The organism is Henriciella sp., assembly GCF_049649345.1.
GTDB lineage: Bacteria > Pseudomonadota > Alphaproteobacteria > Caulobacterales > Hyphomonadaceae > Henriciella.
This window is the reverse complement of record NZ_JBARZC010000061.1, coordinates 1-4735: the sequence shown is the minus strand read 5'-3', so window position 1 is coordinate 4735 and position 4735 is coordinate 1. Positions and strand designations below refer to the sequence as shown.

Sequence of the window (4735 nt, the reverse complement as noted above, 5' to 3'; positions counted from 1 at the left end):
CAGTTGCGGCGACCTGTTCACCGAACTTTGCGAGAGAATGGTCGTGAAAATGAACCTCTCGATTCTCGACATGAACGGTCGGATCGATGAGATGGAAAACGATGAAAAAAGCGACATTGACGAATTGTTGTCCGAGATCGCCGACATCCGCCGCAACTGCCTCGCCCTCAAACGATACATGTCGCCCCAGCGCGATGCCTTGCTCAGCATGCAGCGTACCCCGACGAGCTGGCTGACAGAGCAGAATCTCACCGATCTCCACGAAACGGGGGAACGCCTGCAGCGCTATCTCGACGATCTCGATGTGTCGAAGGAAAGCGCGCTGGTGCTTCAGGACGATCTCAACAACCGCGCTGCGGCAAAGATGAATCAGACCATGTACATGCTGTCCATCGTGGCGGCCGTGTTTCTGCCGCTCGGTTTCGTGACCGGCCTCCTTGGCATCAATGTCGGCGGCATGCCCGGTGTCGAGTCAGGCTACGCCTTCTGGATCACAGTCGGCATGCTGATTGGCCTCATGGGCGTACAATTCTGGATATTCAGGAAACTTAAATGGCTCTAGCAGGCATCATCTCGGCCTTTGCCCAGCAGGCGCAGAGCGGTGACACGCCAGGTGAGGAGACAGAGTCTTCATCAAGCGAAACCGGCAGCGAGAATGGCGATATTATCGAGGCTCATCTCGACTGGGAAAGCATAAAGCAGCAGGCGATCGAGGGCTTCCAGGCCTTTCAGGAGAACTTCATCTCCTGGGGGTCGCTCTGGCAGGTGCTCGCAGTCCTTGGCGCCATTCTTCTCGGCTATGTCCTGTCGCGGTTTCCGGCCGGGCGCCTTCGCAAGGCAGCTGAGGAGCGCGAACACAAGGACATCATCTACCGGCTGATAAATTCGGTCGCGCGTATTTTGTGGCCGGCTTTTACGGTCGTCTTTCTGTGGATCGGAACCGCGGTTTTTGAAGCGCTGGAAATGCGCAATGAAGGCCTGCGTGTGGCTGCCAGCCTGCTGAACGCATGGATCGTGGTCCGCTTCGTGACCTCCAACATGAAACCCGGCTTTTGGCAGGGCTTCATCGCAATTCTTGCCTGGACCATAGCGGCGCTTTACATCCTGCGCCTGCTCGACCCCGTGGTAGACGCCCTTAACGCAGCCGCCTTCTCGGTCGGCGGCGTTCAGATTACCGCGATGCGGGTCATCACGTCGATTTTCATTGCGATCGTCGCCCTCTGGCTTGGCCGCGTGGCAGGCGATGCAGCGCAATCCCAGCTGAAATCAACCAAGACGCTGAACCCATCCATGGCAGGTCTGCTGGGGCAGGTCCTGAAGGTTGGCTTCATGGCGGCCGCCATCCTGATCGCGCTGTCGACGCTCGGCGTGAACCTCACCGCGCTCACAGTCTTTGGCGGCGCTCTCGGCGTCGGTATCGGTTTCGGGCTTCAGTCCATCTTCTCGAACTTCATTTCAGGCATCATCATCCTGTTCGAGCGGTCGGTGAAAGTCGGCGATTTCATCGAGCTTCAGTCTGGCGTGACGGGTCTGGTGAAAGAGATCAACATCCGCTCCACGTTGATCACCACCAATGACAATGTCGATATCCTCGTCCCCAATGAGGAGTTCATCAAGGCGCAGGTCATCAACTGGACGCTGCGCGATGCGCGCCGCCGCATGCGGATTGAATTCGGCGTTGCTTATGGCACCGACAAGGAACTTGTGAAAAAGGCCGCGCTTGAGGCCGGAGAGGCTGTTGAGTGGACATTCAGCGGCATTCCAGGACGCGAGCCGCAGGTCTGGCTGACGGGCTTTGGCGATTCCAGCCTCGACTTCGAACTCGTGGTCTGGCTCACCGAAGAGGCGGTGAAAAAGCCGGCGCGCGTCAAGGCGGACTATTACTGGGAGCTGCACACAGCGCTCTACAAATACGAGATCGAGATCCCGTTCCCGCAGCGCGATATCAATTTCAGGAACACCGGCGAATTTGTCATGCTCAAGGATGGTGCGCGCGTCAGCGACGCAAAGCCAGAAGCAGGCCCGGCCGCCTCGGAAGAAAAGTCATCAGCAAAGTCAGAACCAACAGGCGGCTCAACCGAGCTTTCGCAAGGCGATGATGGCGATGGAGACGGAGGCGACTGATTACCGTCTCAGCCATTCCAGCGCGGCCTCAAGCGCAAGATCTGGCCCATCCCCGTTGTCTGCGATCACCCGATAAGGCGGAGACCACTCATGCCGGCTTTGACCTTTGATGTGCAGAAGGTCATAGGTCGGGAAACGCACACCGATGCCACTGCCAGGCAGGTTGAAACCCTCGACCCCACCGGCAAGGCCCGCCATGTCTGAGCCGAAAACGCGTGCCCGTCGCAGGCCATCAAAGCCGACCGCCATCCCCTCGCCCATACTGCCCGTCCAGCGCCCGACCAGCACCGCGACCTTGCCGCGCGCCCGCCACGGCCCGCGCGAGGCGACATAGCGCACCGGCTGGCCATGCCAGCGCGGACCGGAGCGCTGATAGGGTTTCACGCCGCGAATGAAACGCCCCATGATCGGCTCGGCGACGCCGGTATTGCCGCCGCCGGGCGTATTGCGCAGGTCGATCACCCAACGCCGCGCATCTTTCAGCTCTGCGAGCGCATCGTCGAACGCCTCGATCGTGGCCTCATCGCCCAGCGAGTCCTCAATCCGGATATAACCGATATTCCCAGGCAGGCGTCGCCAGCTCACCTTGTGGGGCGGTGCCGCCGGTTCAGGTACGCCAAGGTCGAGTTCAATTATTTCGCCATCCCGCAGCACCGAAGCGATGCGAGGCGCGCCGCGATAGCCTGCGGCCTGCGCATTGATCGCCCAGTCGAGACGCTGTGAGGTCACGGTACCGCGGGCGGCGAGTATGCGCGCTGTGGCGGCAGCGAGGACAGGGACGCCGTTCAGGTGCGTAACGGCATCGCCGACTTTCAGGCCGGCAACGGATGCGCCTGAGAGCGGACGAACGGCGTGGACTTTGGCGACCCCGCCATCAAGGCTCAGCCAGACATCGCTTCCGGACGGGACGAGCCGCGGTGACACGGCGGAATTGGTATTTAGCGAGACATGATTGTCGTGCAGCTGGTCGACCATGCGTTCGAGCAGGGCGAGATGGCCGGACGGCGTCTGGGCCTTGGCAAGCTGGGCTTCTTCACGCGCCATGTCGCAGGTCTCGTCCCAGACCTCGCGGCGGCTATCGATATAGGCGTAGCGGGCGCGGACAAGCTCGCAAAAGGCGAGAACGTCCTGTTCGATTTCCGTCCGGGTTTCGGCGACTTCTGCGGCAGCGTTCCCGCCGCTGTCTGCCACACCAAGGCCCGTCCAGAAGGAGGCTAAAAGCAGGGTAAAAACGGGGTAACGGACGGCCCGCCGCAGACGATCTGAAAATGAGAAGGTCTTGATGATCAGTGCTGCATCCTCAACAGAGAAAAACCCCTGCTTTCCCACCCCAAATCTGATGCGAGACAGGCCCGATGTCCATCTCGCCCGGCAGACAATTGACAGCGCGCCCGGTCAGCCGCGGCGAAACCGGACCGCCTTGCCAAGCGCAAAACCGACCAGCACGCTGATGAGGATCAGAAAGATGCGCCGCGTCTCAAACCCCGTTCCGAGAAATTTGACCTCGATAATGGCGATGTTCTGGACCGCGAATATCGCGAGAAGGCCGAGCAGGATCAGGGCGAGCCATGTCTTTGCAGATTTCATCGAGGGCCTCTTTTGTCTTGTCCTGCGCTGATAGGAAGCCGGTGCCCCGGCCCGGTCAAGCCCGCCTCGCCGGAACGCCGCATGACGCTCGCGCGTTTGGACTCTCATGCAGTGGATGGAAAGTTTCAATAAATTCAGGCGCTCGGATGGCTATCAGAGGCACGTCGCCCCTGTAACGACTGTCGCTGGGCGCACGCTTGGCCGAATCGGACGCGACGATGTAGCGCTCGTCTCTGGCGGGGTCGCGTTTTACGGCTTCCTCTCCGTCTTCCCGGCCATCGCCTGCGCCCTCATGGTCTGGGGCCTGTTCACCTCTTCGGCGGACCTTCGCGAATATTTTGAAGTCATGCGCGGCGTCGTGCCCGATGAGGCCTACAGCCTTCTCACCGAACAGATGATCCGGATTGCCGAGTCGCAGTCGAGCGGCCTGTCCTGGGGCGCATTGCTGTCGCTCGTCGTGGCGCTCTGGTCGGCCTCGCGCGGGGCAAATGCGCTCCTCCAGGCCATCGAGATCACCTATGACCGACCGAGCAAGCGCGGCTTCGTCGCGCAGAACCTGCTTGCCCTCGGCTTCACAGCGGGCGCCATCGTCTTCGCGATCGTCTCGCTGGCCGCCATTGGCGCTGTGCCGCCCATCATCGAGGCGTTGCAGCTCGGCGCATTCTTTGACGCGCTGATCAGGATCGCCAGATGGCTCGGCCTGATCGCGCTGTTTCTCGGCGGCATCTATGCCTTCCTGCGCACCGCCCGGCCGAACGGGGTTCGCCATCACGAGGCCGGCACGCGCCGGATCCTGCCGGGTGCCATTGCGGCTGCCTTGATCTGGCTCATCGCCTCCATCGCCTTTTCCTTCTACCTGTCTTCGTTTGCTGACTATAACGAGACCTTCGGTTCGCTTGGCGCAGTGGCCGCGCTTCTGATGTGGCTCTGGCTGTCAGCCTTCGCGGTTTGCGTCGGCGCCGAGCTGAACGGCGTCGTCAGCCGCCAGGAGCGCGGGCTGACAACCGAAACCGCACATGAGACC

At 61.1% G+C, this 4735-nt stretch carries 5 protein-coding genes; 3 read left to right on the top strand and 2 right to left on the bottom strand.

Translation table 11 applies throughout. The features are described from left to right. Both WA989_RS01515 and WA989_RS01510 read left to right on the top strand, forming a co-directional pair. Window positions 1-562, top strand: a 562-nt coding sequence (locus tag WA989_RS01515; protein ID WP_424338766.1) for a CorA family divalent cation transporter, incomplete at its 5' end; no start/stop codon positions are given. After that, on the top strand, window positions 553-2124 hold the full coding sequence (locus WA989_RS01510) for a mechanosensitive ion channel family protein (RefSeq protein WP_424338765.1): 1572 nt from the start codon (window positions 553-555) through the stop codon (window positions 2122-2124). The genes WA989_RS01515 and WA989_RS01510, both read left to right, overlap by 10 nt. Here WA989_RS01510 and WA989_RS01505 read toward each other — a convergent pair whose 3' ends face one another. Further along, window positions 2125-3315: a S41 family peptidase gene (locus WA989_RS01505; protein ID WP_424338764.1), complete on the bottom strand. Its 1191-nt coding sequence runs from the start codon at window positions 3313-3315 to the stop codon at window positions 2125-2127. A 204-nt stretch (window positions 3316-3519) separates the two neighbouring features. After that, window positions 3520-3711 (bottom strand): lipopolysaccharide assembly protein LapA domain-containing protein, encoded by a 192-nt coding sequence (locus WA989_RS01500; protein ID WP_424338763.1) that lies wholly within the window; start codon window positions 3709-3711, stop codon window positions 3520-3522. A 106-nt stretch (window positions 3712-3817) separates the two neighbouring features. Between WA989_RS01500 and WA989_RS01495 the strand changes: the two genes are divergently transcribed. After that, the coding region (locus tag WA989_RS01495; RefSeq protein ID WP_424338762.1) for a YihY/virulence factor BrkB family protein at window positions 3818-4735 on the top strand (918 nt) is incomplete at its 3' end.

Excerpts from the sequence above, each read along its gene's own strand:
- WA989_RS01510 (WP_424338765.1), top strand. The coding sequence starts at position 553 with ATGGCTCTAGCAGGCATCATCTCGGCCTTTGCCCAGCAGGCGCAGAGC.
- WA989_RS01500 (WP_424338763.1), bottom strand. The coding sequence starts at position 3,711 with ATGAAATCTGCAAAGACATGGCTCGCCCTGATCCTGCTCGGCCTTCTC.